We start from the raw sequence: 1,767 nt of genomic DNA on the forward strand, positions 1-1,767 counted from the left end.
ACAAATGCGCTGGCAGGCAAGCAGCCGCTGGATAGCACGCTGACAACTTTGTCTGGAAAAACCGCAGATGGGATTATCGAATACCTTCGTTTGGGGGAAGCGGCTAAAAGGACTGTTGGAACCGGTGCAAATCAGATACCGGATATGACTGCATTCACATCTGATCTGCGATGGTTCAAATTACCTAGCGGCCATATTGTGCAGGTTTTTTCGGTTGATGTTTACAGCTCGGATGTAGAGGGAACGCCTGCGGTTTATCCAATAGCTTTCCCTTATTCGTTACTGGCTATATCCGCCATATGGGTAGACCCAACGCAGACAGAAGCACCGACGTACAAAATCATCGGTGGTGATCGAACGCTCGCAAAAATTAAAACATCAAAGGCAGGAAAGTACGGGACCATGATTATAGCCATCGGTAAATAACGTTCGTTTGGGAGAAGCGGCAAAACTCGCCGCAGCGAGCGGCGTTTTGTCTAATAGCGGCTGGTCGAAATTCCCATTAATCGGCGGTATTACGTTAATGGTGCAGTGGGGACGATGGGAGGGAGGTGTAACAAGCACTACTTATAAGTGTGATATAACTTTTCCCGTAGCGTTTCCTGCGGCCTGCTTCGGCGTCTATTCAAGCGCAGGCGTGAGGGCATCCGATTATGATTATGTGCCAATCTATAGAACTTTAAGGCAAGCTGTTTCAATCGGCTACCCAACGAAAACGGGTGTTAACGCTCAGTTTTTCCTTGACGATACTCTGCCTGGTAATTCCCGTATGTTTACGTGGTTTGCAATAGGGTTTTAATTTAATCCTGTAGTTAACCCGACTGTATAAAAATAAAGCCCTTACGGGCTTTATTTCACTCAGGCCAATTTTTTACTACGTAACCGTTGTTTGCTGCCTCAATGAGAATCCATTGAGGTATCGCAGGCAACGCTATGTCCGGCCATCCCTCACTCTCAGGCCAAACTTTAAACTTTTGCCTTACATCCAAAAGTTCCGCTTGCTGCTCAGAGGTTAATAAAACATTGTTGATAGTGTAATCAGAAACAAGCATTCGATCTGTACTGACGATGAATTCATCCCGCAAAGCACGGGCGCGTGCCTGGATTTGTTCCGGGCTTTCTTCCACAATGGGAATATCAATCCAGATCGGAAAACCATCAGATCCAATGCCACGCAATTTCCCTTCTGGTGGCGTCGCGGAAAATTCGCTAAAAACACTATCCTCCACTTCGATTAAATCATTAGGAAGACTACCTGCATTTACATAAGACTCCTTTAAAGCTACGGGGTAAAAAGCATTATTTGCAGGGCTAAACCAATAGTTCATAACGCACTCCTTAGTTTGAGACTCAGATCGTAAGTGCGGTTTCGTAAAATAATTATCTAGCTACCATGTGTGAGTAATCACACAATTTTTTGACGTCAGTAGCCAACAGCGAACCAGTAAACGCTACGTTCAAAAGGTTGCTGCACGCCGTTCACTGTTCTGGCGCACAAAGCAAACGCGCTGGTTTTATCCCTGATAAATCCATTAGTCATAGTTACCATGCTCACATCAGCGGAATCAGTTGTATGGGCCATTGCAACCAGGCATAAACCACCTACGGGAAATGCAATTGGGAATTTAAAAGAATAATTACTCGCACCGGTTAAAAGCCCCCACTGCAGCAGCATTTTTTTGCCGCCAGAAACGGGAATATATAGCCAGCCATTAGCACCGATCTGGGCGGTGGCCGCCTCCATTTTTGCCGCTTCTCCCAAACGAA

General features: G+C 45.9%; 2 protein-coding genes and 1 pseudogene. 1 reads left to right on the plus strand and 2 read right to left on the minus strand.

What is annotated here, in order from left to right; all coding sequences use genetic code 11:
- Positions 1–426: pseudogene (locus tag L462_RS25690) on the plus strand (phage tail protein); the annotation flags it as partial.
- 428 nt (positions 427–854) lie between these two features.
- Here L462_RS25690 and L462_RS00010 read toward each other — a convergent pair.
- Both L462_RS00010 and L462_RS25375 read right to left on the minus strand, forming a co-directional pair.
- A complete protein-coding gene (locus tag L462_RS00010; RefSeq protein WP_032679843.1) occupies positions 855–1,328 on the minus strand; it encodes a tail fiber assembly protein in 474 nt (157 codons plus the stop codon).
- A gap of 95 nt (positions 1,329–1,423) precedes the next feature.
- Positions 1,424–1,767: gp53-like domain-containing protein (locus tag L462_RS25375; protein ID WP_032634170.1), on the minus strand; the 344-nt coding region annotated here is incomplete at its 5' end.

This window comes from Enterobacter sp. BIDMC 26, from assembly GCF_000534435.1.
In the GTDB taxonomy this organism is placed as follows: Bacteria; Pseudomonadota; Gammaproteobacteria; order Enterobacterales; family Enterobacteriaceae; genus Enterobacter; species Enterobacter ludwigii.